Origin of the sequence: Streptococcus sanguinis, assembly GCF_019929225.1 — a bacterium.
Lineage (GTDB): Bacteria > Bacillota > Bacilli > Lactobacillales > Streptococcaceae > Streptococcus > Streptococcus sanguinis_J.
In genome coordinates, this window is record NZ_JAHZPA010000007.1 from 30546 (window position 1) to 56301 (window position 25756).

Below are 25756 nucleotides of genomic sequence, written 5' to 3' on the forward strand. Positions count from 1 at the left end.
ATCTCCCTTATTTTTCCTAAAAACTATTTCCCTAATTATTTCGCTCTGTATTTATCACTGAAATACTCAGCAAGAATATTAATTTCGCTGTCTGTCAACTTCTTGTTATAGACAGCAAACTCATTTATAAAAGTTTTTCCGCCAAATATAATCTGACTTCTCCTAATATCATGAGTCACACCATTACGCTCCATGAAGAGTTCGTGTGTATGAGCTAAAGCACCATTGACGAAGACTTCAAGTTTTAAAATCTTGTTTGTCACAGAGGCGCGAACCTGAATCGAATTGTCCTTTGTATAATCTAGTACAACATTTGCATATTGTCGACCACCATTATTAGCATTAGTGTTATCAACTGTCTCGATAGCAATTTTACCATTAGCTTCCAAGCTAACTGTCCAGTTCAAGGAATTATCTAACTTATAAGTTAACAGCGAGCCTGTCTGCTGACGATTGCCAATTAAAATCGAGGTCGTATAACCCTTATTGAAATCGTGATTACTAAACTGAATTTTGGAGTCGTTAAGAGCGATTAGCTGTCTGGTCTGATTGATAGCTGGTTCCTTATAGTTGATAACAGGAATAACAGCTCCATAAACTCCATTCTTTTTAGTCTCCGCATAGTTTGCCACAACAGTATTACTATGCGCTACCCCATCAGCTGGTATCGCTGAAATTGTGTTATCAGAGTTCCGCATCAAGGCTAAATCAGCATCTGTATGAAGTACTAGATTTAGTCTCATTCCTTGATTGGGAAGCCCCATAACCCAAATTCTCTGTGGACCTTCTTGGTATTTTCCTACACGTCCAAATGAGTTAATTCCTCTCGCTGCAAAGGTTAGATAACGTCCGCGCATTTCATCTGTGATAGCAATCGGTTTCTCGTTACTGCTTATTTGTCGAAAATCATCTGGTAGCTTAGGTAATACTATACCAAAAGCAGTATTTTCTATATTAGTCCCCAACGTTCCTACTGGAACAATCTTACTATTATTAAAATTAATACTGGACTCGCTGAGAAACCAAGCAGAACTGGTATGAATCTTGGCCTTTGTAGACTGTTTATTGTCTTTGAATCCTGCTTGACCTGCCGGACCAGTCTCACCAGCATAATAATAATAACGACTTGTATCCTTTAACGAAACGACCAAATCCTCTGGAATATCCAAGGGTATTTCCTTTTTATTTGCGGCAAAGAGATGGATATTCTTGACTTTATTATCTTTATAAGACAGGGTCGTTCCCTTGACGCTAACGCTGTTACTCCGACCGTTTTTACCTATTCGATAGGTAAATGTTTCAACATCGTTGCCGCTTCCACCATCTTTTTTAATTTTTGCTAGCCGGGTTTCAAAATCCTCCTGAATGTCAAAGTTTAAAGCATTTTGATTCCGCTGGCCCAGAATATTCTGGTAGCCACTGGAAAAGAAAGTCAATAATCCTGCTGCAATGACCCCTATCAAAACGAGGGCTATCAAAACCTCAACTAGAGTAAAACCTCTGGTTCTTCGCATTTTTTTCATCGCTCTTCCTTTCTACGGACCAGACACAAACCAAAGATCCTGTTGAATTTGCTTTTTAATGTCAGCAAACGTCTGTTCCAAAGCAGCTTCATTAGTCGCAATGACAAAGGTAGAGTCTACCTTTCCGACTGTTTTGATTTGATCAGCTATTTTTTGTCCGTCTTTTATTTCTTTTACATTCCCTGAAAAGCCGATGACACTAATACGCTTAACACCAGAGCCGAAGGTCTTTGCCACTTGTCCCACATATTCCGTAGTCAATGAAACAGGTTGATCAGCTTTAATTTGCTTACCATTTGTTGGGAAATTGGCTGTCAGATCATACTTCCCAATCCCGTCAGGAGAGGCTGTATAGGCATTTGGAATACCATCTGTCAGCAAGACAACATATTTTAGCTGGGCTGGATTTCTCTGAAGACTTACCAAGCCATAGCGAAGCCCATCTCCAGGGTTAGTAATCCAACTTGTAGGGAGGGCTTTAATCTTAGTTTTAATTGTCTCTGTGTCCTTATCTAGCTCTACAAAATCTTCTTGAATATAACTTGCATCACCAGAAAACCGAACCAAATTAACACTAACGTTTCCTATTTCCTTGAGGTCATCAACCAAAAGATTTGCTTTGGTCTTCAAAATATTCATCCGGGTTCTACTATCTGTTGGTTCCAATTTCTGATTCCACAGGCCATAAGCCATAGAGCCAGAAGTATCAAAAACGAAAGAAACAGCTGTATTTACCTGACCTTCAATAGGATCGTTCCGATAAGCAAGAGCAACTCCTTTCTTACCTTTGGCTACTTTAGATATAACCTGCTTGGTATTAAGAGCTGAGATTGCTGTATCGATGGATAGTTTATTCTTAGAGTTTTTATATTGACCTGTTAGATTGTAGTTAATCAAGCGATTATCTTGGTATGATTCATCAGCCTTAAATTCTAAGTCCAGTTGCATATCATAGAGGGAATTAGTTCCTAACACTGACTCGTCCCAACGCTTAGTTGTCTTATTCCAAATATAATTTATAACTTTCTTCCCATCAGGTGATAAGCCTATATAATTCCAGCCCTCTGTTTTTCTGACATCCTTGCCATATTTGCTCTCGTCAAGGACGAAAACAGAGGTCGCCTTACCAATGGTGCGATCCACATATTGCATAGAAGTTCGCATTTCTGATTGGATACTAGCTTCCCGCTCAATTATATTGCGGCCTGAAAACATTGTGTTAAATACAAGACCTATCAGAAGTCCCACCATACTTGTAAGGATGATGGCAATAATGATTTCAGTCAGTGTAAAACCTTTTTGTATTTTTTTCATCATTCTTTCCTATTTAAATTTTTTGATCCATCTATTTAGCCGAGACTAAGTGTCCCTCTTCGGAACGGATACCTTGCGTTTCCCAGTTAAAGATTACCACATGCTCATAATAATCTTTACTATTAGCCAAGGTTGATTTTGATTTAATGGTTATAACATAATTTCTAGGGCTACGGTCATCACCCTCAAAGGATCCATTCATCTCAATCTCAGCTTTACCTCCATCTTTGAAGGTATGGGTAGAGATAATAGGATCTTTAGGGATTCTTCCTTCCTTATCTTGCGCCCGCCTGCCAAACTCTGCATAGAGAGGAGAAGACGCTCCCTCACCTAAAGCCCCCCAAGCAAGCTGAGAGCCAGATGTCGCTATATATTTGGCTTTAAGGTAGCTATACATACGCTGGGTTTGCATCTGTCCCGTATCTACTATAGAAGCCATAATACCCAGCATGGCCACCAGCAGCACAATAGCCACAATGACCATAGGCAGGGTTGAGCCTTGTCTTTTTTTTCCTTTCATGGATGATATCTCCTAATTTTATCTTTTGATATTACCAAAGTAGTTGTCAGATGATGACAACTACTTTGGTAATATCCGACTGCCTTGGCAGTCGGAATAGAGATTTTCTTTCATTGCTATTATTAGCTAGCGCTATTAGTTCTCCAGTCAAATTCCCAAGTAATAGGCTTCCCGCCACTAGCAGGCGTATAAGTCGAAATCAGCTTATGACTCGTCTTATTAACCTCATGAGCGATCTTGCCATTATCTGTTGCAAGTGTCTTAGAAAGTTCTCCTGAACCCTGAGATTCCTTGGCTATATAAGGCTTGAGCGCATCAAGATCTGGCACATCAGCCGTTTCTGGTTCGACTTGCGAGCCAATATAGGACTGTACAGCCTGAACCAGCTGACGGTGCTCCGACTGGATACGTGCCTTACGGGCAGTATCTTGGAAGGAAACGAGAGAGGGGATGGCAACTGCTGCCAGAACTGCGATGATGATAATCACCACAATCAACTCAACCAAGGTAAAGCCTTTACCTTTTTTCTTCGAATCCTGACGGAATTTTTGCAGTTTCTTTAGCATTCGTCGGTATTCTCCCTATTTCTTTTTCAACCTGACAAATTACGATTAGTTACTGCTGTTCGTCTTCCAGTCGTAAGTCCATTTCTTTGGAGTTCCCCCAGCCTTTGGAGTATAGGTGGAAACCAGCTGATTGCCGTTGATTACATGAGCTGGACCATTGCTTGCTCCATCTTTGGCAAGGATATCCGCAACATCGCCTGATTGTTGTGAGTTCTTAGCGATATATGGCTTCAGATCATCCAGTGTTGGAGCCGTAGCATTCTCAGGATCTACCTGAGAGCCTAGGTAAGACTGAATAGCTGATACCAGCTGACGGTGTTCCGTTTCGATACGGCTCTTACGCGCGCTGTCTTGGAAACCAGTAATAGCTGGAATTGCTACAGCTGCCAGAACTGCGATGATGATGATGACGACAATCAGCTCGACCAAGGTAAAACCTTTACCTTTTTTCTTCAAGTCCTGACGGAATTTTTGTAATTTGTTTAACATTTGAATCTTCTCCTATTTCTTTTTCTCTTTTAATTTAGTGATATTGAATCTTTAATAGAAATCCCAAAGGCAGGGTTTTACTAGACTTTGAGATATGTATTTCTACGATTAGTTACTGCTGTTCGTCTTCCAGTCGTAAGTCCATTTCTTTGGAGTTCCCCCAGCCTTTGGAGTATAGGTGGAAACCAGCTGATTGCCGTTGATTACATGAGCTGGACCATTGCTTGCTCCATCTTTGGCAAGGATATCCGCAACATCGCCTGATTGTTGTGAGTTCTTAGCGATATATGGCTTCAGATCATCCAGTGTTGGAGCCGTAGCATTCTCAGGATCTACCTGAGAGCCTAGGTAAGACTGAATAGCTGATACCAGCTGACGGTGTTCTGTTTCGATACGGCTCTTACGCGCGCTGTCTTGGAACCCTGTGATAGCTGGGATAGCTACCGCTGCAAGAACAGCGATGATGATGATTACGACAATCAACTCAACCAAGGTAAATCCTTTACCTTTTTTCTTTAAGTCCTGACGGAACTTTTGCAATTTGTTTAACATTTGAATAGTTCTCCTATTTCTTTTCCATATATTTTATTATATTCGCCCACAGAGGCATTTGTTTTGTTCCTAGCTGGGAGACCCCACAAACTCCCAGCATCCGAACGGTTTTCCTAACTTTTTGTGCAGAGCAAGTACTCTGCGAATCTTAACTTTTTCTGTAAATAATCTTTATTGATTTGCTTCAGCGCCCTGTTGAACAGCATTAGCAATTTCAAACATTGGCAACATAACAGAGGCAACGATTCCCCCGATGATGACGCCCATGACGATGATCATGGCTGGTTCCAAGAGTGAGAGCAATTGCTTGATAGCTGCTTCAAGCTCTTCTTCATAAAAATCCGATGTTTTATTGAGCATGGACTCCAAAGACCCAGACTCCTCACCGATCTTTACCATCGAGAGCATCATAGGCGGGAAGAGACCTGTCGAGGTCAGCATACCCGTTAGGCGTTCCCCTTTTTGCAGACCTTCATTGGCGATTCTCAGCTTGTCAATAACAACAGCGTTATTAGTCGTTGCAGCAGCTGAATCAATAGCCTCTACCAGAGGGATACCCGCACTGGTAAGAGTAGCCAAGGTGCTGGCGAAACGAGCAGTGACAATCTTCTGCATCGGTCCTTTGACGACTGGCATCTTGAGCTTAAGCTGGTCCAGCTGGTAACGGCCTGCCTCAGTACTGCGATAACGCAGGAATAGGAAGACTAGAAGCCCAACCCCTCCAAAGAGGATATACCAGTAAGATTGGACGAAGTTACTAGCTGCCAAGACGATACGTGTTGGCAAAGGTAAGGCAACACCACTCTGTTCAAAGATTCCCGAGAAGTTGGGGATAACGACATAGAGCAAGACCAAGGTGGCAGCTACTGCCAGAAAGGCAAGGACCGCTGGATAGATCATAGCCCCACGAATCTGGCGACTGGTCTTGAGCTCTTTGTTATAGTGCTCAGACATTCTTTCCAGTACCTCGTCTAGCTTACCAGTCTTTTCGCCGGCCTGTACCATACGGATTAAGAGGTCGGGAAAGAGACCATTTTGCTCGATTAGAGACTTGGACAGCTGATTCCCTTCTTTCAAGCCTTTACTGATAACCTTCAGACTTGCCTTCAAGTTTTTGGCATCTGTCTGCTGCTCTAAGATATCTACTGCATTGTTGAGTGGGATACCCGAGTTTAGCATAACCGACATCTGCTTACAGAAGAGCGATATGTCCTTGAGCTTGATCTTCTTACTTTGGAAAAGGGTGATTTCCTTAGAGCCCATGACCTTTTCTTCGACACTGATTGGCTTACCTTTGAGACGGATCCGATTGACGGCGTCAGTCCGGTTAGGCGCATCCACCTCTAGTGTGACGACCCCTTGCCGAGTGTCTAAGTATTTACATACATATACTGTCATGCTCTAGTACCCCACTATTCCTAGAGATTTTTCAACTTGAGCGCGGTCCACTGAGTAAGACAGCAGCGTTCTTTGGTCGATGACATTGCGACGGTAGAGTCCCATGAGCGAAGTATCCATGGTAATCATGCCTAGCTGAGCCCCCGTTTGGATTGGCGTCAGCAATTGGTGGGTCTTCCCTTCGCGAATGAGGTTGCGAATAGCGGGTGTTCCCAGCATGATTTCAAAGGCAGCCACACGACCCTTGCCGGTCGCTGTACGCATAAGCTGCTGCGATACAACCCCTTCCATAACGGCTGAAAGCTGTACACGGATTTGCTCCTGCTGCTCGGCTGGAAATACGTCGATAATCCGGTCCATGGTGTTTACGGCACCGACCGTGTGGAGGGTTGACAGGACTAAGTGACCTGTTTCCGCCGCACGCAGGGCGATTTCAATCGTTTCCTTATCCCGCATCTCACCGACTAGGATGACATCCGGGTCCTGACGAAGGGCACCGCGGAGAGCATTGCCGAAGCTCTGCGTATCCGCTCCCAGCTCACGCTGGTTGACCAAGCATTTATTATGCGTGTGCATGTACTCGATCGGATCTTCAATCGTAATGATGTGCTCGTCCCGCAAGCTATTCATGTAGTTGATCATGGTTGCCAGGGTCGTTGACTTTCCGCTTCCTGTTGGCCCGGTAACCAATATCAGCCCCCGGCGTTTCTCAGCCAGCTTTTTGATAACTGGTGGCAATCCCAGAGATTCCATAGATGGAATATCCTTGGGAATGACCCGCAAGGCAATCCCGCAGTTGTTTTTCTGCTTAAAGATATTGACCCGCAAGCGATAACCATTATCGACCTCGTAGGCACAGTCCACTTCACCGACTTCTAAAAGATGAGCAATCTGCTTCTCATTTAAAATATGCTTGGTGAAGCGAACCGTGTCTTCGTTGGTCAAAATTGTATTGTTGAGTTGTGTTAACCTCCCGTGCAGACGCATGGTTGGCTCAGCGCCAACCGTGAAGTGGATATCTGATGCACCCGCTTCAATCGCCTGCTTAATTAACCCATCCAAATTCATCCTAAACTTCCCCTTCTAGACTGAAGGCAATCTTCATTGCTTCTTCAATCGTTGTAGTCCCCTGTTTTGCGATATCAATGGCCTCCTCCGCCAAGTCTCGCATACCATTTTTCTTAGCTTCTGCTCGAAGCTGTGCTGTTGTTCCACCATCATTAATTAGTGACTTAATCTCCCGTGTCACCGCCATGATTTCGTGGATGGCAATACGTCCATAGTATCCCGTACCGCTGCAGTAGTTGCAGCCGCGTCCGCGATACAAGGTGTCTCCCTTGTGAATACCGATACCTGCATGTTCATTTGTTTCTACAGTATACTCAGTCTTACACTTAGGACAGATACGCTTAATCAAGCGCTGTGCGATAATACCGACAGTCGCCGTTGAGACCAGATAAGGCTTGATGCCCATATCGACCAAACGGTTGACTGTACTAGCTGTGTCATTGGTGTGGATAGTCGAGAGAACAACGTGACCAGTGATAGCGGCCCGAACCGCGATACTAGCTGTCTCTTCGTCCCGAATTTCCCCCAAGAGAACGATGTCCGGGTCCTGACGCAAGATACTTCTCAAACCACTCGCGAAGGTCAGTCCAGCTTTGTTATTTACCTGAACTTGGTTGACCCCTTCCAATCGGTACTCAACCGGATCTTCAACGGTGATGATATTTTTTCCTACATCATTGAGCTCACGGAGTGCTGTGTAGAGAGTGGTTGTCTTTCCGCTTCCTGTAGGACCAGTCAGCAAAATAATGCCTTCTGGCGCCTTAAGAATATCTTCAAAGAGCTTCTGGTTGGTTGGCGAGAATCCCAGCTCCTCTTTACTGAGGAGAGTTGCATTCCGGCTCAAAATCCGAATAACGATTTTTTCACCGAATACAGTAGGCAAGACTGAAACCCGCATGTCGACTTCTTTGCCGTCGATGGTTGTCTCAATCCGTCCATCCTGAGGAATCCGCCGCTCAGCGATGTCCAGACCACTCATGATCTTAATCCGTGTCGCAATGGCTGAGTGAGCATTGGCTTTCAACTGCATGTTTTCCACCAAAGTCCCGTCAACCCGGAAACGAACACGAACAACTTTTTCAAAGGGCTCAATATGGATATCGCTGGTCCGCGTCTTGATTGCCTGACTGATAATCGAGTCAATCAAACGTACAACCGGAGCGTTTTTGATTTCGAGATCTTCTTCGACGATCTCTTCATCCACATTAAAACCTTCGATTTCGGTCGCTGCCTGTTGGGCTTCTTCTCCTTTAGAATAGTATTGATCAATATACTTCTCAATATCATCCCGAAAAGTTACATAAGGTTCTACCGCCATCTTAGAAACGATTTTAACGTCGTCTAGGGCGATATAGTTGCTTGGGTCTGCCATCGCAACTACTAACTTGGGTTCTTCTCCCTCTTCCCCATCTGTGAAAGAGATCGGAATCAATCCATGACGTTTAGCAACTTTTTCTGAAACCTTCTCGACAGCTTCCTTTTCTATCACAAACTGTGATAGATTGACATGAGGTACACGGTAATAGTAACTCATGACTTTCAGCATATCTTCTTCTGTCACATAGCCCTTGCTGATTAGATATCTCTCTAACTGCATGTTTGATTGTGGCATATCTTGAAGAATTTCTTCTTTTTGAGCTGCCGTTATCAGATTGAATTGAACCAATATAGCGATTAGTGCCATTTGTTTCTCCTGTCTGTGATTTTTTTGTAAAAATCCTTCAATTCTTTCTATGCGTTAATAGATAACAGCTTTCTTAAAAAAATCTCCCTCGCTTAAAGCTTCCTTTAAGGTTTCTTTAAGCTTTTTAAGTTAGGCTAGTACATGGAAAATTTACCAATAGAACCAAACTTAATGTTTTAAGTTAGATGCTTTGAGCAGTATCTCTATTTGATAAACCTAGTAAACAGTCCTTAAACCAATCCTAGGATTGACAAGGGCGTTTTAGATTTGTCAAAAGGGGCGCAAAAAAGCAGATGCCAAAAACATTTGTTCTTGCGTTCTTAAATACTATACAAAGCAAGTTCTCTTGCGAAATTTCTCATGCTTTTAGATGCAGGTTAAACCGTGTGTGTGTGAAGTTGGTTTAACCCGAATCATCAAGCAGCCAGTGCCATAAGATAAGAATTCTTGTCTTATGGCTTTTCTTTTTACCGATATGCATATTTTGGTAGGAAATGCTAGGAACAAAAGCTTTATTTGCTTTAAAAAACATTTACCTATCACAGTATATGATATAATTGACAACTTGTCAATAGGTTTGCCTCGAAAAAAATGACTGCATTTAAAAAAATGTTTAATTTTGACAAAACCTTGTTATATCAAGCTTTTTGACACTTTTTTAAAGCGTTTTTTTACTTCGAGGATAAAAAAAAGCAAATTTTTTTAAGGAAATTTCCCCTTTACTGCTTCTTTTTCAACCTTCAGATGGACAGTGTGACAGCATCTGTCCTCTTCTAATCGGTAGTCGATATGCTTAGGAAAGGCGCTTCAGGACAAGGCTTAGCAAGCTTTGCCTGTTTCTTCCTACCCAATAGTATATGCTAAAGAAAAAGCATTGTCAATGCATTTGCATTTTATTAGATGTAAAACCTATCTAAAAATGCACAATGTACTCAGCTTGTCTATTTTTTATAGAAAAACCACAAAATCAAAAAGCTAGAATTTTCAGACAAAGAAATAGAGAAATTAAATAAGAAGAAAATCATAAAAATAGAACTACTTAAAAGATGGTAATCAGACTATGAAACAAAAAAACAGCCCGAAATATCGGACTGCAGAGGTATAGTTTACAGTGGTACAATTTAAGTATGAGGTTTTAAATCGCCCTCTCCACCTAAACACCACTCTTCATGCTCTTCCAAGCTGCTATCCGTCTGGATAGTGATTTTGGTGATGCCATAGGCTTGCAGTTCTTGACGCAGAGTAGTCTGGGTCTCGGCCAGCAGATCTGGATTTTCAAGACAGATATGGATCATGGCAAATTTTTCCAAACCGTCTGTGGTCCAGACATTGAGCTGGGTAATAGCCTGAACGTTTTCAACCGACAGAATTTCCTGATAAAGCTGGCTCAGATCAATATCGCTTGGGATGTGATCCAGAAAAATCTTGATGTTTTCCCAGAACTTAGGCAGGGCCTTGCTGAGGATGAAGCCCGCAATAAGCAGGGAGAGCAGTGGGTCAAGAAAATACCAGTCAGTAAAGCGCAGAACGATGGAGACTAGGATAACAGCTACCCAACCCAGAATGTCCTCTAAGAAATGGAGACTGAGAATAGACTCATTGTGACTGTGTCCATGACCATGGCCGACTACCTTACTGGCTGCTAGATTGACTATAATGGCAAAGATACCCAGCACCAGCATGCCGTCATAATTAACCTTTTCAGGCGCAAAGACCTTGGGTACATTCTCGATAATCACCAAGGTCGAGCCGACTAGCAAGATGACCGAGGTCAGCAGGGCTCCCAAAAGGCTGTAGCGCTTGTAGCCCAGAGTGTATTTCTTGTCTTCTTTTTTATTAGAAATTTTTTCAAAAAGGGTGGAAAGTCCGATGGCCATCGCATCTCCCGTGTCGTGCACGGCATCGGCTAGTACAGCGCTGGAATTGAACATAAAGCCAAAGATAAACTCAAGAATGGCAAAGGAAAAGTTTAACAGAAAAGCAATTGTCATATTTTTACTAGATTTCACGGTAGCCTCCTTTCAGTTTGGCTAAATTTATAGTATAATGTAATCAAAACGGAATACCTTGTTCAGTTTTTCATCTTTATTATCCCTTATTCTCAGAAAGGAAACAAGAAGCAATTGAGGGGCTTTGTCTGTTATTGAACAATCCTGCTCTTTTGTTCCGAAACGCTATGGACAGACGAGTCAAGAAATCACGCGCAGCTATTTACCAAGCTTTTATCAGCCTGCTGCATCAAAAAAGCTATGAAAGCATCACCGTGCAGGAAATCATCGACCTGGCAGACGTTGGCCGGTCGACTTTTTATGCCCATTTCGATACCAAGGAAGCCTTGCTAGAGGAGGTTTGCCAAGATCTCTTTCAGCATACCTTTCTTGAACGCGACGACGGCAAGGATCTCTTTGAAGCAACCGCCCATATTTTCAAGCATTTCCAAAAGAATCAGGACAAGATTGCAACCTTGCTGCTTTCGAAAAATATCTATTTCACCAATCGCTTAAAGATTGAGCTGGAAAACTATCTCTTTCCGATGATTCAGGAGCAGCTCCTGCGAAAAAAATCTCAGCTGCCAGAGCCTTTTCTGAGAAATTATGTGACTTCTACCTTTGTGGAGACGGTCAGCTGGTGGCTCCAGCAGAAGAAAACATTGCCAGAAACAGTTATCAGCCAGTATTTTCTGGATTTGATGGACTGATTTTATTTTGATACTTATATAGGAGGAAACTTAACTTTATGAAAAAGAAACATTCGAAATTTTTGCTCCCAGGTATTTTGATGGTGGGGGTTGCCCTACGGGCGCCTTTTGCAGTGCTGCCCGTTGTTCTGGGCGATATTGCTAAGGGGCTGCAAGTTCCCGTCAACTCTCTGGGACTGCTGACTAGCCTGCCCTTGATCATGTTTGCCCTCTGCTCAGCCTTTTCCCCACGCCTGGCTCAAAAGGTCGGCCTAGAAAAGCTCTTTACCATAGCCATGATTGTGCTGACTCTGGGCTCTTTTATTCGTATCTTTAACCTGCCTCTACTCTATGCAGGTACAATCATGCTAGGGGCTGCTATCGCCGTCTTAAATGTGCTCCTGCCTAATGTCATTCAGGCCAATCAGCCAGAGAAAATTGGATTTCTAACCACACTCTATATCACTTCTATGGGACTGGCCATCTCAATCATGTCTCCCTTGGCTGCACCTATTGTCCGCTTAGCCGGCTGGAAAGGACTGATTCTCGTCCTGACCCTCATCTGCTTACTGGCCTGCTTAATCTGGCTGCCGAACAGTCGGCATAATCACAAACTGACTAGCAAAAGCCGCGAGCAGCAAATGGGGAGTCTGCTAAAAAATCCTAGAGTATGGGCTCTGATTGTTTTCGGCGGCCTGCAGTCCTTACTCTTTTATACGGCTATCACTTGGCTGCCGACTCTTGGTCAGTTGGCAGGACTTTCCAATGATGCTACTGGTTTCTTGGCCTCTGTCTTTTCCTTTATCAGCCTTCCTTTGGCCATGACGATACCTAGTCTGACAACGCGTCTATCAGCTAAAAAACGCTTGGGGATGATCGCTCTATTTTCTGCAACCGGTATGGTTGGTCTGGGTATGCTGCTGGTAAAGACAGATTCCTTTGTCTACTGGCTCATCCTCAATCTGCTAATCGGTATGTCCGTCAGCGCCCTCTTCCCCTACCTCATGGTCACTTTCTCGCTCAAAACCAGTACTCCTGAACAAACCGCTCAGCTATCTGGCTTGGCCCAGACTGGTGGTTATATTCTGGCCGCCTTTGGACCAAGCCTCTTTGGATACAGCTTTGATTTATTCCATTCCTGGACTCCAGCCATCCTCATTCTCATTGGCTTGGCTGCCATTGTGACGCTAACTCTCTTTTACATTGAGAAGTTTGACAAGATATAATAAAGACGAAAAACGCTTAGAAATCCTAAGCGTTTTTGCAATAGTTGAGACACTCTTCCAGGTCCACATCCCGCTCTAAGTGCTCTGGTGTCCAAGGAATCAAGATATCTGGTTCAACTCCCTTATCATTCATGCCCTTTCCTTGATCAATCCTAGTGTCTCGTGAGGTGGGAAACAGAAGCTCATAGTCACCAAAATCCTTCACGCAGCAATTGGAATAATCTAAAATTCCCATAGTCGGACGCCCTAGAACCGTAACCTTGGGCATCTTTTTCATGGTATCAACAAAATTGTCACCTGAAGACCCACAGGTAACATCTGCTAGCACAAAGACTTTTTCAGGTCGAGCTAGGCCTAGAACGTCTGGTAGAAAGTTCTGCTCACTGTCTTCATCGCCATAAAGGACATACCCTTTTCCCCGATTTTCTTCTAATTCTTTTAGAAATTCTTTGAGAATCTGGTGAGTTTCTGCTGACAAGTTTGGATCTTCTAGGATATTTTGCATCAGTTGCTGGCGCAAATCAACATTTCTATCGGTATAGAGAATCTCCATCCCATCATCGCTTGGCAAATCTAAGTCACTGAAGGCCTTTCCCTGAGGGAGAGTATATTTGAAAAGTGGATAATAAAGCGAGTCCGTTCCGCCATAATTGACCCGAACATCAATGATTAAATACTTGGCCTGCTCAATAGCTGCTTGACTGTCAGCATAAAGCTGAGTGATGGCTACCTCATCCGTAAAATCTTCTAACTTAAGATAGACGATGTCCTCAGAAAGATTGCGCCATTCAAACTGCGGTGACTTATTTGGGTGAGCGGTCGGTCGAACATGCAGTTGCTCTTCCTTGCCATTGCGTACTACTGTAACTTCTCCGGCATGCTCCACAAAGTAAGCCCACTCCTTGTGCTGTCGCTCTGGTGTGGAACTGACAAAATAGTCCTTGTGCTCTTGATACACCTGAGGCAAGGCTTTCCCATCCAAGGCTAGAATCTGGTCTCCACGTTTCAGCCCCGTGTCACTATTTGCCTGCAGGACGCAGAGGCTGTCTTGGTAGTATCTTAGCTTAAATCCGAGCGGTTGCGTTTCCTTAATCCCAAACCAAACATGAGATAAAATCCCAAAACTGGCTATATAACAATGCATCTGGTAAAGAAAGTCCTCTTGACTCATCTGATCTGTGATACGCACTCGATATTCCTCGGGATTTGCACCCATGATGTCTTTCTTTGTAGAGGAATCCTCTCGCATAATTTCTACAACTTGCTCAAAAATCTCTGTTTTCTTCATCTTTTACTCCTTCTTCCAGGTGTCCTCATCGTCCAGCAGACCTCGTTTGGGCATTTTTGAGACATGACGATTGCCGGCCACATAAAAGCCCAAGGGCTCTTCCCGCCAGGCATCTGTGCAGGTCACGCCAATCCGCGGACGGCTGGCAATCTGATTGGGAGTCAAGTCATGGGCTAATTGCAGACTGGAGGTCGCTAAACTCTGTCCATCAAAGCGCTTGTCAATCCCAGCATACTTGGTTAACTTGCCAGGGCCGTTAGCTAAAAGTCGGCCATCCGGCAGCTCTAAGGCTCGAATCAGTACGGCTTCAGCCACATTTTCACCCTTGGTCACCAGATTCAGCATCTGATGACCATAAATCTGATAAACATACCAGTGACCTGCTGGCAGATACATGGATTCATTCTTAGGGGAGCGGCGCCCTCCAGCCGAATGGCAGGCACTGTCTTGACTTCCCAGGTAGGCTTCTGTTTCGACAATTCGGCCTAGCTTCTGACCATTTATAATCAGCTGCATACCTAACAAAGCTCGCGCTGCTGCAACTGTGTCTGTCTCGATTAGTTTATGAAAATCTCTTGACAACATAGGTTGATTATAGCATGATTTCTCCATTTACAGAGGAAAAGAAATGTTGCAAAAATGTTATTTTTCTCCTTCTCATAAACTTGTTATTTGTTACAAAAAGATTACGATGTAAACAGCCAAAAAATCGTGGAAAAGCTTATAAAATCTATTTATTGTCTAATTGCATTGCATATATTTTGTAACATTTTTATTAACAGAGTATGTTATTTATGTATCAATCCAGTTTTTCATTGCTTCAAATGAAATATTTGTTTAATATTATACTAGAAGGAGGGGTAAGATGAAAAAATTATCTAAAATTTCTTTATTTTTATTACCACTAATTGCACTTTTCTTTTTAGCAGCTTGCGGAAATTCTGCAGATAAGAAGACTGAAGAAAGCTCAAGTTCCAGCTCAAGCGTATCTTCTTCATCTAAAGCTAAAACAAGCTCTAGCAGCACATCTGAAGAAAGCGGTAGTGCCAAAGTCAACGTAAACGGCGGTGATACCAGCGTTAATGTAAATGGCGATGACGAAAGCGGCGATGCTTCTGTTGAAACTAACGGAGACGGTAGTGCTAATGTACAAACTGACAACGCTGGCGTTAGCGTAAATGAAGATGGCGTTCATGTTCAAGGCGGCGGCGTTGATGTTAAGGTCGGCAGCGATGGATCTGTCAATATTCAAACACCTTAATTGAAAAATGTCTTTTGATTATTATAAATCATAAAAACCGAGTTTTGCTCGGTTTTTTTGTCTTTCTCCTATGCATTTCAAAAACTTGTAAAACATTAAAAATACTTGTAAAAACTTATCCGTCGTGTTATACTCTATTTAGAAAAGCAAGGAGGGACATGCATGTACCAAGAACAACGCTTAGCTGAAATCTTAGAGCTTTTGGCTAAGAAAAAACAGCTGTCAGCCAAGGATATGATTGAACATTTTCAGGTCTCTAAAGATACTATTCGGCGAGATTTTTCGATTTTGAGCGAGCGTAGGCTTGTGCAGCGCACCCACGGAGGTATTATCCCGCTAGACACTAGCCGGCAAATCCCCTCCTTTAACGACCGCATCAACCGACTAAGTCAAGAAAAAAAGGCTATTGCTCAGAAGGCCCACGACTTTCTCAAGCCGGGGCAAATAGCTTTCTTTGATGTCTCAACCATCGTTCTCCATCTGGCTCAGCGCATCAAGGAGCCTATGACAATCTACTCCCATTCTCTTGATAATGCAATCATGCTGAGCACTCAGGACAAAGTGGACTTTCACCTCTTAGGCGGAAAATTTTATCCCAAAAACCGATTCTACTATGCGCTCAATGAAGCAGAGCTGCTGGAGCAAATTTCCTTTGACATTGCCTTTATAGGGGCAGCCAGTGTCTCTGATGGTCTAGTCAGCTTTGAAGACGAGGCTGATGCTCACCTGAAAAGACTGGCTTTGAAGCACGCCAAGACTAAGATTCTGCTGGCTGAGCAAGACAAATGGCAGAAAGAATCTAAGTACATCCTGGGTCCTGTCAGCGACTTTGACTACTGGATTACGGACCAAGAGCCCATCCCTGAAGTCCAAAAACTGCTTGGAGACAAGGTTAAAATAATTTATTAAATCGATCCATTAGACACAAAGGAGGAAGAGCTATGACAAACCACCCGATTCGCCTGATTATCAGCGACATTGACGGCACCATTTTGGACGACCAGCATCTAGTAGATCCTAATCTCAAAGACATGATTCCCCTGCTAAGCCGAGAAAAAATCCCTTTCGTTCTCGCTTCTGCCCGCTCTCCTCTAGGCATGGAGCCCATTGCCCGTGAGCTGGGACTGGGAGATAATCCGTTAGCCTGCTACAATGGCGCTCTGGTCATCAAGGGCGACCCGCAAGCTTATGAAACTATTATCGAGCATCCTCTCGACAAGAAAGAAATCCGCACTTTTCTGGAATTTGTCAAGGCTGAATTTCCTAGCGTATCCATCAATCTCTACTCTGGTAAGGATTGGATCGCTGACCGTCTGGATAAGTGGGTGCAGATAGAGGCAGCTATTACAGGTGAGCAGCCGATAATTCAGAATGTGTTAATGCCGGTGCTGGATGTTCTAATGCCTGCTCACAAGTTACTCCTCATTGATGAAGCGCCTATCATCCAGAAACTCCATGACTACCTACAGACCTTGGACTTTGCCAAGACAGCCTTCTATCTCTCTAAGGACAACTACATGGAAGTCACGGCCAAGCATGTCTCCAAGGAGCAAGCCTTATACGAAATTGCCCAGCACTATCAAGTGCATCTAGAGCAGGTTATGACAATCGGAGACAACTTCAATGACCTTCCTATGCTCCGCCTGGCTGGACTTGGAGTCGCTATGGGCAATGCCCCCGAAGCAGTCAAAACCGAGGCAAAAGCCGTCACCAAAAGCAACAATGAGCACGGAGTTGCAGAAGCTGTAGAAAAGTATGTTTTGATATAACGCAAAAAATCTGCTCAAGGGCAGATTTTTTTATTGATGATAGTCATAAGCCTGGCGAGGACTGCCATCAGCCACATAAATAATGCCGCACCTCCTAAAGCCGTAGTTCAGGACAGCAGCCTGCATAGCTTGATTGTCCGCATGGGTATCGATTCGCAAGTAGGGAATCTGCTGGCGGCAAAAATCAAAGACCTGACGGGACAGGCCTCTGACTTGCCCGTTCGAAGCGATGCGATGAATGGTGCCGTAAGGCTCTGCAAAATGCCAGGTTCCCTTTTCGATGACCTGATAGGTCGGGTCTTCTCCAATGATAAAGGCAAAGGTACCAACCGGCCGCCCTTCTTCCTCGACAACAAAGGAGTGGCCAGTCGCAATGTCATCCTCAATCAAGCTCGCGCTGGGATAGCCTCCATCCCACTGAGTCGGATTGCCTTGGTCTTTCATGAACTGACGAGCCACATCATAAATCGTCATAATGGCTGGGATATCTTCTATTTGGGACAAACGAATCTTCATCTTTCCTCCTTTATAAAAATAAGGCTGGAAAGTCCCAACCTTATTTGAATTCTTCTGGTTTGCCAGTATACTGAGACCATTCCTTAGTGAAGAAGCGGTCATTGATCTGGTAGTTTGGCGCCGGCTGTGGATTGGCTACAAAAGGATCAACAGCCTTGTCAAAGGCCAGCCAGCCATTCCAGCCCATGTGGATAGTGTCCTGCATGAAGTAAGGCTTGTCGCCGTCCTTAGAAAAATCAGCGATGTTGGTAAAACCCTGACTTTCCAGCTGGTAGCGAATCTTGGCAACCGTCCGCTGGTACATTTCAGGACTGAGTCCTGTATACTCCATCCACTTAGAATTGACCGGTGGAATGATGAAGATGACATTAGTCTTTGACTTGGCGAACTGGTCCAGAACCAGCTGCAAGTCGTTGTACTCAGGAGATTTTTCATAAGATTGCTTGGTTTGAAAACCTCTGAGCTTGGCAACCTTGCCGGCCAGACGGGTCTTGTAAAATTGATTGTCTATGCCGAATTGATTGTTATTGGTCTTCTTCTTGGCCTCTGCTGTAGCAATCTCTTCCAAAGCCTGATAGGAGAAGGTGTCTGGCAAATCAGCCATATAAGGCAAAATTCGCTGGTCATAATTTTCATTATTGAGGGCAGCAAAGTTGCTAAAAAAAGCATCTTGGCGCTCATTAAGATGAGCCATCATCTCAATATGGCGCTCTTCAAAGCTGCTCAGCTTTTTACCTTCCGACAGCTTCTGGACGCTCTCTGCCATAGCAACATCTGGATAAAGCTGCAGGAGGCGCTGGGCTGCATATTGCGCCGCCGCATCTCCTTGCTGCTGAGACAGATAAGCCGTCAGCTGATCACTGTTGAAGTACTGCTGAAAGGCCGAAGCATCATAGCCAGTCTTGGTAAACCACTGGGGCGACACTACATAGACCGCCGTTTGCCCCTCCAGCTCAGAGGACATCTGCTGCATACCAAAGTACTGATTAAATGATGCTGCCCCGCGCTGGCCTAGAAAATAAGGCCGATAGGAGCGGTCGTATTTCTCAGCCAGCACTGCTGGATGCATGCTATCAAAGCGCAGCCATTCACTAGAGCCAAAGAAGGGAACAAAGCGCATCTTCTTATCGGTCAAGGCTGTCACCTTCTTGCTGCGGCTCTTGAAGTTTTCTGCTGTCAAAGTCACTGCCGAGCGCTTCTCTGCTTCTATATCATGCTTTTTATCAAGCGGATAGAAGAAAAAGAGCAGGGCAACCATGGCCATGGCGCAGAAAACCGGCCCCAGAATCAACCAGAGTCGTTTAAGCATTGCGAAGCTCCGTTACGCCTTCAACGATTTTATTAGCTGTGTTCCAGTCATCGCGGCCAAACTCTGACACTGGCACGCGGATATCAAAACGGTTTTCCAGCTCAACAATCAGCTCGACCGTTCCCATACTGTCTAGGACACCAGCGTCAAACAAATCCTCGTCCATCATATCTGACACATCTTCCATAAATAGTTCTTCAATAATTTCAATTACTTCTGTTTTTATATCCATTTTTCTTCCTCATTCATTTTTATTTTTTAAACCAAAGCTCATTTAAAAATCCCGAAAAGATCAAAAATGAGAACATGACTGCGTGAAAGGTCACCACAATCCCCAAAGCTTGGGTCCATTTATTGTCTGGCAAAGGCGGAAGCCCCTTAGCCTTGCGCTCTTTGTTTAGCGTTTTCTTCTTGCGCAGCCAGGCATCATTGACGACTAGACCAGCTCCATGAAAGAGACCGTAGGCGATATAGTACCAGGTCACACCATGCCAAAAGCCCATTATCAGCATGTTGATCAGATAGGCCACACTAGAGGTCGTGTTGCGGTTTTTAAAGACCTTATTGCGCATCAGGACCATGACCAGCCGCATAAAGACAAAATCACGGAACCAAAAGGACAGACTCATGTGCCAGCGATTCCAAAATTCTTTCAAATCGCGTGAGAGAAAGGGCTTATCAAAGTTGATAGGGCTCTTGATTCCCATGAGATTGGAAATAGCTAGCGCAAACATCGAATAACCGGCAAAGTCAAAGAAGAGATCCAGACCAAAGACATACATGACGCCCAGAGTTCCCAGATTAAAGAAACCGCCGGTATAGAGAGCGTAGGTCTTGACATGCCCCAGCAAGAGATGTCCAAAGATATGGGCTAGGATAAACTTATAGAGAAAGCCTAGCATGATATACTTAACAGACTGCTCCAGCATATCCAGCAGCTCATCGCGCTCAGGAATGTTCAAATAGTCTTCATTGAAACGCTTAAAACGATCAATGGGGCCACTCGAAAAGGTCGGCATGAAGAGCAGGAAACTCAGGAACTCCCAGAGCGTGAACTCTGTCAGAACTCCATCGCGCATCTCAATCATCATCCCTACCGAACGAAAGGTCAGATAGGAAATCCCCAAAAAACCAAAGAGAGATTGATGGCCGCTGATTGCGGGCTCTACCTTGACAAGCACAAGCGGCAGAACTGCCATCAAAGTATGCAGATAAAAGATCCACTTGCTGTCCCGCGACTGGCGATAAAGCTTATATGAATAAACCCAAACTATCTGCCAGATGACATAGCCCAGTAAAGCACAAAGCTGCGCCAGACTGGGACCTGTCAGCATCAGGACGATAAAGACCAAGCTGACCAAGGCTTCATAAAGGGGGAAGCGTTTCTTAAAGAAAAGTCCGACAAAGATTGGCAGAACTGCCAGAACGATATAGACAAAGTAAACTGGGTTGCCGTAGGGTTCCAAGTGAGGCAGCTGTTTCAAGAAATCCATCATCGCTTATTGACCTCGCTAATCAGCCCCTTAATGTCAATCTTGCCATTCGGGGTCAAAGGCAAGGTCTCTCGATAGAGAAACTTGGACGGCATCATGTAGGACATCATGATATCCTGCAGATCTTCCTTGATTGCCTTGGTAATATCGATTTCTCGCTCAAACTGCTCAGCCACACCGTCTTTGAGGATGACATAGGCCAGCAGATTTTGAACCTTGTGGTCCTTGTTGTAGCGGGGCACAGCCACTGCAGATTCAACGTATTTCGATTTGTTCAGATTCTGAGACACATCCTCCAGCTCAATACGGAAACCATTAAACTTGATCTGGAAGTCCATCCGGCCGCCATAGAGCAGCAGGCCTTCATCTGTCATTGAGCCGACATCTCCTGTATGATAGGCTGGCAGACCTTCAAATTCAAAGAAGGCTTCTGCGGTTTTTTCAGGATTGTTCAGATAACCCTTGGATACCGCTGGACCGCAGACGATGATTTCTCCCTGCTGACCATTCGGCACCTTCTGCCCCTCTTCATCAATGACAAAGGTCGGAGAGTCCGCCTTGGTATAGCCAATCGGCAGGCGCTTGCAATTTTGCAGCATCTCATCTGTCACTGCTACTGCAGACAGGGCCACTGTTGCCTCAGTCGGACCGTAAGCATTGATAATGCGAGCTTGAGGGAAGCGATCGCGCAGCTTCTGAGCTGTCTTGACCGTCAACTCCTCGCCGTCAAAATAGAAATGCGTCAGCTGAGGCATCTTCTGGCTGTTAAAGTCATCCGACAGCAAGGCCATATCCGCAAAGGAAGGCGTCGAAGTCCAGATAGCAATAGGCAGACTGAGAATCGTCTCAAACAGCTGCTTGAAATCCTGAGTCACAGCCGAAGGCAGGGCAAAAAGAGTCCCTCCTAAGGCTAAAGTCGGCGCCCAATACATGACCGACAAGTCAAAAGAATAAGGCGGCTGAGCCAACATTTGAGGACGCTCCGGAGTCGCAAACTCTTTATCCGTAATCATCCAATTCGTAAAGCTGAGCAGATTATTATGGGAAATCTGCACTCCCTTAGGCTTGCCAGTCGTTCCTGATGTGAAAATGATGTAGTAGTTATCATCTCCCTGCACTGGATGACTAAGCTCATAGGACGCTCCCTCTCTGAAAGCTGCCTGAACTTGCTCAACACTAAAAATAGGGGCTGCTACATCTGCCAACGGAAAATCGTTGATGGCGATAATCAAGCTTGGCTCAGCAACTTCCACAATCGCTGCCACGCGCTCCAAGGCTGAATGGCTGTCAATAGGAATGTAGGTATGACCAGACTTGGTCAAGGCCACAAAAGTAGCCAGCATTTCGTATTCCTGACCGCCAAAGACCACAACCGGAGACTTATCGGGAAGTCCCAAACGGTCAATCTGAGCCGCCAACGAATCGGAATCCTTCTTTAAATCGCCATAAGTATGAACTTGACCTAAAATATCATAAACTGGAAAATCCGGCTGCACCTGAGCAAAATGCTCAATCGTTTCAATCATATCATGTATCACTTTATTTGACATTATTTCCTACTCTCTCACATTAAAATTCATTATAGATAAAGCCGCCCTGACCCTGACCCAGATAGCTAAAGAAATAAAGCAAGGCCAGAAAGATAACAAAATATAGTAGGGTTTGGCCCAAAAACTTATATAGGGTTTGATGTTTTTTCATTGATCTCTCTTATATTTTTAGTTAGACTTACACCATTTTACCATTTTATGGAAGATGTTTTCAACACAAAAGCTAAGGAAGATGTAAAGTTCTTGTAAGGAAGAAAGGTACTTTGATGTGCCTTATAAACAGCCATTAAAAGACTTTTTCAAAAAATATATAAAAATTTTATATATTTTGCTTGACTTTTTTCCTAAGAGGTTGTAGACTATATATAGAAAGATTATATATAAATATTTTACACAAGGAGGTGGTCCTATGTCTTTCCCCACATCATCGGCTTTGATTGAGTTTCTCATCTTAGCCATCCTTGAAAAAGACGATTCCTACGGTTATGAAATCAGCCAGACGATTAAGCTGATTGCCAATATCAAAGAATCAACACTTTACCCCATTCTGAAGAAGCTGGAGCAAAATGACTGCCTCACGACTTATTCGCAGGAGTACCAAGGACGAAAACGAAAATACTATTCACTCACTGCCTACGGGCATGAACATTTACTCACTCTAAAAGAAGAGTGGCAAACTTATACCATGACCATCAGCGGTATCATAGAAGGGAGCATCCGTCATGACAAGAACCGAGTATCTAGCTGAGCTAGAAAAATATCTAAAAAAACTGCCACGCAAGGACTACCAGGAAGCTATGGATTACTTCACTGAGTACTTCGACGAGGTAGGCCCAGAGGGCGAGGCAGCTGCTATTGCTGATTTAGGCAGCCCAAAGGAAGCGGCCCACGAGATTATGCTAAATCTTTTGGACAAAAAAGTCGAGGAAGATAATCAAGACAGCAGTTCATCAAAAAACACTAAGAACATCGTCCAGATTGCTATCCTATCCATTTTGGCAGCACCCTTGGCTATTCCGCTCTTTATAGTAGCAGCTCTTTTGACTTTCGTTTTCTTCCTCTTCGTCTTTATCTTTGCTCTAGTCATGGCTATAGGTGCCTTTGCCTTCTTTATTTTTGGAATCAGCCTGATCTGGGACACTTTGACAGTGGGACTGACAACATCGATCCCGGCCTTCCTGTTCACTCTGGGGCTCAGTGTTCTAGTTCTGGGACTGTCCGGCATCTTCTACGCAGGCATTTCTCCTGTTACTCAGTTTGGCAAGGCTGGCTTTGTCAAACTAGCTCAACTTTTCGCAAAGAAAGGAACACGTCATGGCTAACATCAAATTGAAAAAACCTCTTTTATCTGCAGCTATTTTAGCCTGCCTCTTTGGTGGAGCCCTGACAACTATCGGCTCCATTACAGGCGGTGTCAATGACTTGGTCAATTCTACCAAAAGCAAGGTAAAACTAACGAAAAAAGAAGAAAGTTTCTCTGATCTTTCTTCCCTAAATATCAACTTAGCAGCTAGAAACCTCGTCATCAGCGAATCTCCTGATGACAAGGCTCACTTGACCTATTACCAAAGAGACGGCAACTATCAGATTGGCGGCAGCATGCTTGGAAAAATAACAACAAGTTCTGAAAATGGAAACTTAAACATCAAGGAAGATGGTGCAGACTCCTTCCACATAAGCACTGACATCCGCTCCTTCCACATAAGCACTGGCATCCGCTCCTTACTCAGCTTATTTGACCAAGAATCTCAGGAGAAGCGTACTGTGCAGCTTTCCCTGCCCAAGGGGACCAAGCTTGAGACATTCAGCGGCAGTTCGTCATTAGGAGATGTTACGCTGTCCAATCTATCAGCCAAAAATGCTGACTTCTCTCTATCTCAGGGCTCGTTGACTGTGAATGATGGCCAATTCGCATCTGGTAAATTTAAGAACTCTCTGGGAGAGATTACCATCAATAACAGTCAGATTAGCTCTGGAAAAATCATTGATTCTTCGGGTACCATCACTCTGAGCAACAGCCAGTTCGCATCTGGCGAAATATCAAACTCTCTGGGAGAGGTCAATCTAAACTCGAGCAAAATCTCCGACAGCACTCTGAAAATCTCAAGCGGCTCACTGAACTCTGAACAGTTGGAATTAGCTGGTACAATCTCTATCACTAACCAACTGGGCGATATTAATCTGCATCTGGTTTCTGGCAGTTTGTCGCAGCTATCCTTTGATCTGAAAGCGGATCTAGGTGAAATTGACATCCCTAGTAGTATAAGTGTAGAGCACTCCAAAGGCCATGAACTTGGCGGCTCTGCCATCCGTAAAGTCGAAAATCCGACAACTACACTTACTGCCAGCGTCGAAAGCGGTAGCATTAAGCTCAGCGAATAAATCATAGAAAAGAATATATACAATCAGGGAGTCTTCAGCGGCTCCCTTTTTTTGATAAAAATTCCCGCACTGACCTAAGTTTGCTTTACAGGTCTTGGCCTTTGTGCTATGATATTCTATAAAAATTTATCCCAAGGAGGTTCCTATGAAAAAACTCGCACCTGGTATGCACATTCGGGTCGTCAGCCCTTCGGCATCAATCGAACACATCGGTGGCTTTGAGGCCAATCTAGCCGCCAAGGAGCGCTTGGAAAAGCTGGGTTTTATCGTGTCTTTTTCGGAGCATTATCTGGAAAATGATATTCTAGGCTCTGCCGCCATCGAAAGCCGGGTGGCAGACATCCATGCTGCCTTTTCGGATGACTCCGTTGATGCTATTCTGGCCACAATCGGTGGTTTCAACTGCAATGAACTCCTGCCCTATCTAGACTTTGAGTTAATTGCTAGAAATCCTAAGATTTTCTGCGGCTACTCGGACACAACAGCCTTGCTCAGCGCCATCTATAGTAAGACTGGTATGAAAACCTACATGGGACCGTCCTACTCTAGCTTTAAGATGGATGCCCTGCAGGACTATCAGACCGAGAGCTGGCTCAAGGCCGTCAGCCAGACTTCTTACGAGCTGACTCCTAGTGAAAAATGGGGCGACAATGCTTGGTATCTGCCCGATGCGCCACTTACTTTTCATGAAACAGAGTGGAAGGTCTATCATCACGGGCAAGCCCAAGCCACTGCTATCGGTGGCAATCTCTCCACCTTCTCGCTCCTACGCGGCACCCCCTATGCCCCGACAGATGAAAACTATGTCCTCTTTGTTGAGGAGGCGGAGGAAGATTTCTATGTAGAATTTGAACGCAATCTAGCTGCCCTCCTTCAGGCCTATCCTAACCCGCAGGCCCTCCTCATCGGCCGCTTTCCAAAAGAATGTCAGATGACAGAGGAGCTGCTCCTTTATATCTTGGACAAACATCCAATTCTCAAACAAATTCCTGTCCTCTACGACTTGGACTTTGCCCATACTCAGCCACTCTTTACCATTACCATCGGTGCTCAAGTGACGGTGGATACGGAGAAGATGTTGATCAGAATTGATGAATAGCAAGAAATCCTCATTCCAGCTGGAATGAGGATTCTTCTCTTTCATTAGGCACTATTTCATTGTTATCTCGTC

General features: G+C 44.3%; 27 protein-coding genes. 9 read left to right on the plus strand and 18 right to left on the minus strand.

Going from position 1 to position 25756, the window contains the following annotated elements:
- Nucleotides 1-35: 35 nt before the first annotated feature.
- The 10 genes from K1I80_RS10450 to K1I80_RS10495 all read right to left on the minus strand — a co-directional run bounded on the left by K1I80_RS10450 (nt 36) and on the right by K1I80_RS10495 (nt 11123).
- Nucleotides 36-1523, minus strand: coding sequence for a type II secretion system protein (locus K1I80_RS10450; protein WP_223313979.1), 1488 nt, complete (start codon nt 1521-1523; stop codon nt 36-38).
- A 12-nt stretch (nt 1524-1535) separates the two neighbouring features.
- A complete protein-coding gene (locus tag K1I80_RS10455; RefSeq protein ID WP_223313980.1) occupies nt 1536-2840 on the minus strand; it encodes a VWA domain-containing protein in 1305 nt (434 codons plus the stop codon).
- A gap of 28 nt (nt 2841-2868) precedes the next feature.
- Nucleotides 2869-3357, minus strand: coding sequence for a hypothetical protein (locus tag K1I80_RS10460; protein ID WP_049547789.1), 489 nt, complete (start codon nt 3355-3357; stop codon nt 2869-2871).
- 122 nt (nt 3358-3479) lie between these two features.
- Nucleotides 3480-3923, minus strand: coding sequence for a prepilin-type N-terminal cleavage/methylation domain-containing protein (locus tag K1I80_RS10465; protein ID WP_223313981.1), 444 nt, complete (start codon nt 3921-3923; stop codon nt 3480-3482).
- Nucleotides 3924-3968: 45 nt separating this feature from the next.
- Entirely contained in the window at nt 3969-4412 is a 444-nt protein-coding gene (locus tag K1I80_RS10470) for a prepilin-type N-terminal cleavage/methylation domain-containing protein (protein WP_223313899.1), read from the minus strand.
- Between the two features lie 108 nt (nt 4413-4520).
- On the minus strand, nt 4521-4964 hold the full coding sequence (locus tag K1I80_RS10475; protein ID WP_223313899.1) for a prepilin-type N-terminal cleavage/methylation domain-containing protein: 444 nt from the start codon (nt 4962-4964) through the stop codon (nt 4521-4523).
- A 171-nt stretch (nt 4965-5135) separates the two neighbouring features.
- Entirely contained in the window at nt 5136-6362 is a 1227-nt protein-coding gene (locus tag K1I80_RS10480) for a type II secretion system F family protein (protein ID WP_002899358.1), read from the minus strand.
- A gap of 3 nt (nt 6363-6365) precedes the next feature.
- Nucleotides 6366-7430 carry a type IV pilus twitching motility protein PilT gene (locus K1I80_RS10485; protein WP_223313900.1) on the minus strand — a complete coding sequence of 355 codons (1065 nt, stop codon included), beginning with the start codon at nt 7428-7430 and terminating at the stop codon, nt 6366-6368.
- A 1-nt stretch (nt 7431) separates the two neighbouring features.
- Complete coding sequence (locus tag K1I80_RS10490) at nt 7432-9114, minus strand: GspE/PulE family protein (RefSeq protein WP_002894193.1); 1683 nt, start codon at nt 9112-9114, stop codon at nt 7432-7434.
- Between the two features lie 1121 nt (nt 9115-10235).
- A complete protein-coding gene (locus tag K1I80_RS10495; protein WP_223312453.1) occupies nt 10236-11123 on the minus strand; it encodes a cation diffusion facilitator family transporter in 888 nt (295 codons plus the stop codon).
- A gap of 167 nt (nt 11124-11290) precedes the next feature.
- Here K1I80_RS10495 and K1I80_RS10500 point away from each other — a divergent pair, with 167 nt between their 5' ends.
- The gene (locus K1I80_RS10500) at nt 11291-11812 is read left to right on the plus strand and encodes a TetR/AcrR family transcriptional regulator (protein ID WP_002894195.1); all 522 of its coding nucleotides are present in this window, start codon (nt 11291-11293) and stop codon (nt 11810-11812) included.
- Nucleotides 11813-11850: 38 nt separating this feature from the next.
- The gene (locus K1I80_RS10505) at nt 11851-13017 is read left to right on the plus strand and encodes a CynX/NimT family MFS transporter (protein WP_223313901.1); all 1167 of its coding nucleotides are present in this window, start codon (nt 11851-11853) and stop codon (nt 13015-13017) included.
- 25 nt (nt 13018-13042) lie between these two features.
- On the opposite strand, the gene K1I80_RS10510 is transcribed toward K1I80_RS10505, so the two are convergent.
- Nucleotides 13043-14305, minus strand: a complete 1263-nt coding sequence (locus K1I80_RS10510) for a S41 family peptidase (RefSeq protein WP_223313902.1) — start codon at nt 14303-14305, stop codon at nt 13043-13045.
- A 3-nt stretch (nt 14306-14308) separates the two neighbouring features.
- Nucleotides 14309-14890: a DNA-3-methyladenine glycosylase gene (locus K1I80_RS10515; RefSeq protein ID WP_223313903.1), complete on the minus strand. Its 582-nt coding sequence runs from the start codon at nt 14888-14890 to the stop codon at nt 14309-14311.
- A 280-nt stretch (nt 14891-15170) separates the two neighbouring features.
- On the opposite strand from K1I80_RS10515, the gene K1I80_RS10520 reads away from it, so the two are divergent.
- From K1I80_RS10520 to K1I80_RS10530, 3 genes are all read left to right on the plus strand, one after another.
- Nucleotides 15171-15566 (plus strand): hypothetical protein, encoded by a 396-nt coding sequence (locus tag K1I80_RS10520; RefSeq protein ID WP_002907568.1) that lies wholly within the window; start codon nt 15171-15173, stop codon nt 15564-15566.
- 162 nt (nt 15567-15728) lie between these two features.
- Nucleotides 15729-16475, plus strand: coding sequence for a DeoR/GlpR family DNA-binding transcription regulator (locus K1I80_RS10525; RefSeq protein ID WP_223313904.1), 747 nt, complete (start codon nt 15729-15731; stop codon nt 16473-16475).
- 32 nt (nt 16476-16507) lie between these two features.
- Entirely contained in the window at nt 16508-17335 is an 828-nt protein-coding gene (locus K1I80_RS10530; protein WP_223313905.1) for a Cof-type HAD-IIB family hydrolase, read from the plus strand.
- Between the two features lie 30 nt (nt 17336-17365).
- On the opposite strand, the gene K1I80_RS10535 is transcribed toward K1I80_RS10530, so the two are convergent.
- From K1I80_RS10535 to K1I80_RS10560, 6 genes are read right to left on the minus strand one after another with little or no spacing between them, the layout of a single operon-like run.
- Nucleotides 17366-17851: a GNAT family N-acetyltransferase gene (locus K1I80_RS10535; protein ID WP_223313906.1), complete on the minus strand. Its 486-nt coding sequence runs from the start codon at nt 17849-17851 to the stop codon at nt 17366-17368.
- Between the two features lie 40 nt (nt 17852-17891).
- The gene (gene dltD, locus K1I80_RS10540; RefSeq protein ID WP_223313907.1) at nt 17892-19160 is read right to left on the minus strand and encodes a D-alanyl-lipoteichoic acid biosynthesis protein DltD; all 1269 of its coding nucleotides are present in this window, start codon (nt 19158-19160) and stop codon (nt 17892-17894) included.
- Complete coding sequence (gene dltC, locus K1I80_RS10545; RefSeq protein ID WP_002899374.1) at nt 19153-19392, minus strand: D-alanine--poly(phosphoribitol) ligase subunit DltC; 240 nt, start codon at nt 19390-19392, stop codon at nt 19153-19155. Before dltC ends, dltD begins: the two co-directional genes overlap by 8 nt.
- A 19-nt stretch (nt 19393-19411) precedes the next feature.
- Nucleotides 19412-20656 carry a D-alanyl-lipoteichoic acid biosynthesis protein DltB gene (gene dltB / locus K1I80_RS10550; protein ID WP_223313908.1) on the minus strand — a complete coding sequence of 415 codons (1245 nt, stop codon included), beginning with the start codon at nt 20654-20656 and terminating at the stop codon, nt 19412-19414.
- Complete coding sequence (dltA, locus tag K1I80_RS10555) at nt 20653-22203, minus strand: D-alanine--poly(phosphoribitol) ligase subunit DltA (RefSeq protein WP_223313909.1); 1551 nt, start codon at nt 22201-22203, stop codon at nt 20653-20655. Before dltA ends, dltB begins: the two co-directional genes overlap by 4 nt.
- 19 nt (nt 22204-22222) lie before the next feature.
- The gene (locus tag K1I80_RS10560; RefSeq protein ID WP_002894209.1) at nt 22223-22354 is read right to left on the minus strand and encodes a teichoic acid D-Ala incorporation-associated protein DltX; all 132 of its coding nucleotides are present in this window, start codon (nt 22352-22354) and stop codon (nt 22223-22225) included.
- A gap of 258 nt (nt 22355-22612) precedes the next feature.
- Here K1I80_RS10560 and K1I80_RS10565 point away from each other — a divergent pair, with 258 nt between their 5' ends.
- The 4 genes from K1I80_RS10565 to K1I80_RS10580 all read left to right on the plus strand — a co-directional run bounded on the left by K1I80_RS10565 (nt 22613) and on the right by K1I80_RS10580 (nt 25684).
- Nucleotides 22613-22951, plus strand: coding sequence for a PadR family transcriptional regulator (locus tag K1I80_RS10565; protein WP_002899377.1), 339 nt, complete (start codon nt 22613-22615; stop codon nt 22949-22951).
- Nucleotides 22926-23525, plus strand: coding sequence for a DUF1700 domain-containing protein (locus K1I80_RS10570; RefSeq protein WP_009659568.1), 600 nt, complete (start codon nt 22926-22928; stop codon nt 23523-23525). Before K1I80_RS10565 ends, K1I80_RS10570 begins: the two co-directional genes overlap by 26 nt.
- Nucleotides 23518-24585 (plus strand): DUF4097 family beta strand repeat-containing protein, encoded by a 1068-nt coding sequence (locus K1I80_RS10575; protein WP_223313910.1) that lies wholly within the window; start codon nt 23518-23520, stop codon nt 24583-24585. Before K1I80_RS10570 ends, K1I80_RS10575 begins: the two co-directional genes overlap by 8 nt.
- Before the next feature lie 145 nt (nt 24586-24730).
- Nucleotides 24731-25684, plus strand: coding sequence for a S66 family peptidase (locus K1I80_RS10580; protein WP_223312468.1), 954 nt, complete (start codon nt 24731-24733; stop codon nt 25682-25684).
- The last annotated feature ends 72 nt before the right edge of the window (nt 25685-25756 follow it).

What these genes read in the sequence shown, in the direction of transcription:
- K1I80_RS10450 (WP_223313979.1), bottom strand. Translation starts at nt 1,523, where the DNA reads ATGAAAAAAATGCGAAGAACCAGAGGTTTTACTCTAGTTGAGGTTTTG.
- K1I80_RS10455 (WP_223313980.1), bottom strand. Translation starts at nt 2,840, where the DNA reads ATGATGAAAAAAATACAAAAAGGTTTTACACTGACTGAAATCATTATT.
- K1I80_RS10460 (WP_049547789.1), bottom strand. Translation starts at nt 3,357, where the DNA reads ATGAAAGGAAAAAAAAGACAAGGCTCAACCCTGCCTATGGTCATTGTG.
- K1I80_RS10465 (WP_223313981.1), bottom strand. Translation starts at nt 3,923, where the DNA reads ATGCTAAAGAAACTGCAAAAATTCCGTCAGGATTCGAAGAAAAAAGGT.
- K1I80_RS10470 (WP_223313899.1), bottom strand. Translation starts at nt 4,412, where the DNA reads ATGTTAAACAAATTACAAAAATTCCGTCAGGACTTGAAGAAAAAAGGT.
- K1I80_RS10475 (WP_223313899.1), bottom strand. Translation starts at nt 4,964, where the DNA reads ATGTTAAACAAATTGCAAAAGTTCCGTCAGGACTTAAAGAAAAAAGGT.
- K1I80_RS10480 (WP_002899358.1), bottom strand. Translation starts at nt 6,362, where the DNA reads ATGACAGTATATGTATGTAAATACTTAGACACTCGGCAAGGGGTCGTC.
- K1I80_RS10485 (WP_223313900.1), bottom strand. Translation starts at nt 7,430, where the DNA reads ATGAATTTGGATGGGTTAATTAAGCAGGCGATTGAAGCGGGTGCATCA.
- K1I80_RS10490 (WP_002894193.1), bottom strand. Translation starts at nt 9,114, where the DNA reads ATGGCACTAATCGCTATATTGGTTCAATTCAATCTGATAACGGCAGCT.
- K1I80_RS10500 (WP_002894195.1), top strand. Translation starts at nt 11,291, where the DNA reads ATGGACAGACGAGTCAAGAAATCACGCGCAGCTATTTACCAAGCTTTT.
- K1I80_RS10505 (WP_223313901.1), top strand. Translation starts at nt 11,851, where the DNA reads ATGAAAAAGAAACATTCGAAATTTTTGCTCCCAGGTATTTTGATGGTG.
- K1I80_RS10510 (WP_223313902.1), bottom strand. Translation starts at nt 14,305, where the DNA reads ATGAAGAAAACAGAGATTTTTGAGCAAGTTGTAGAAATTATGCGAGAG.
- K1I80_RS10515 (WP_223313903.1), bottom strand. Translation starts at nt 14,890, where the DNA reads ATGTTGTCAAGAGATTTTCATAAACTAATCGAGACAGACACAGTTGCA.
- K1I80_RS10520 (WP_002907568.1), top strand. Translation starts at nt 15,171, where the DNA reads ATGAAAAAATTATCTAAAATTTCTTTATTTTTATTACCACTAATTGCA.
- K1I80_RS10525 (WP_223313904.1), top strand. Translation starts at nt 15,729, where the DNA reads ATGTACCAAGAACAACGCTTAGCTGAAATCTTAGAGCTTTTGGCTAAG.
- K1I80_RS10530 (WP_223313905.1), top strand. Translation starts at nt 16,508, where the DNA reads ATGACAAACCACCCGATTCGCCTGATTATCAGCGACATTGACGGCACC.
- K1I80_RS10535 (WP_223313906.1), bottom strand. Translation starts at nt 17,851, where the DNA reads ATGAAGATTCGTTTGTCCCAAATAGAAGATATCCCAGCCATTATGACG.
- dltD (WP_223313907.1), bottom strand. Translation starts at nt 19,160, where the DNA reads ATGCTTAAACGACTCTGGTTGATTCTGGGGCCGGTTTTCTGCGCCATG.
- dltC (WP_002899374.1), bottom strand. Translation starts at nt 19,392, where the DNA reads ATGGATATAAAAACAGAAGTAATTGAAATTATTGAAGAACTATTTATG.
- dltB (WP_223313908.1), bottom strand. Translation starts at nt 20,656, where the DNA reads ATGATGGATTTCTTGAAACAGCTGCCTCACTTGGAACCCTACGGCAAC.
- dltA (WP_223313909.1), bottom strand. Translation starts at nt 22,203, where the DNA reads ATGTCAAATAAAGTGATACATGATATGATTGAAACGATTGAGCATTTT.
- K1I80_RS10560 (WP_002894209.1), bottom strand. Translation starts at nt 22,354, where the DNA reads ATGAAAAAACATCAAACCCTATATAAGTTTTTGGGCCAAACCCTACTA.
- K1I80_RS10565 (WP_002899377.1), top strand. Translation starts at nt 22,613, where the DNA reads ATGTCTTTCCCCACATCATCGGCTTTGATTGAGTTTCTCATCTTAGCC.
- K1I80_RS10570 (WP_009659568.1), top strand. Translation starts at nt 22,926, where the DNA reads ATGACAAGAACCGAGTATCTAGCTGAGCTAGAAAAATATCTAAAAAAA.
- K1I80_RS10575 (WP_223313910.1), top strand. Translation starts at nt 23,518, where the DNA reads ATGGCTAACATCAAATTGAAAAAACCTCTTTTATCTGCAGCTATTTTA.
- K1I80_RS10580 (WP_223312468.1), top strand. Translation starts at nt 24,731, where the DNA reads ATGAAAAAACTCGCACCTGGTATGCACATTCGGGTCGTCAGCCCTTCG.